The organism is Marinobacter sp. UBA2498, assembly GCF_002341575.1.
Lineage (GTDB): Bacteria > Pseudomonadota > Gammaproteobacteria > Pseudomonadales > Oleiphilaceae > Marinobacter > Marinobacter manganoxydans.
Window position 1 is genome coordinate 2,515 of the sequence record NZ_DDOI01000049.1, and the last position, 387, is coordinate 2,901.

Sequence of the window (387 nt, forward strand, 5' to 3'; positions counted from 1 at the left end):
GCAGTTCCTGGATCTTGATGGCAAGGTCATCCGGTCCTGTCCAGTCCGGATGACGACAGGCTGAGCGCTGATCAATCCCCTTGGGCAGTGTCCGCATCTGGGCCACACGATCACTGATCTTCTGGCCCAGCAGCATACCGCCGCCGCCGGGTTTTGCGCCCTGTCCCAGCACCACCTCAATGGCATCCGCCTTGCGGAGGTCGTCCGGGTTCATACCGTAGCGGGAGGGCAGATACTGATATATCAGCTTCTTCGACTGACCCCGCTCCTCTGCCGTCATACCGCCATCGCCGGTGGTGGTTGATGTCCCCACCTCCGAAGCGCCACGCCCCAATGCTTCCTTGGCATTGGCAGACAACGCGCCGAAGCTCATACCGGCAATGGTGA

The 387-nt window shown here is 61.2% G+C and carries 1 protein-coding gene; it reads right to left on the reverse strand.

Features of this window, described 5'->3' with window-relative positions; genetic code table 11:
- A partial coding sequence (locus B2W52_RS05895; RefSeq protein ID WP_286801894.1) for a glutamate synthase-related protein occupies positions 1–387 on the reverse strand: 387 nt, incomplete at both ends.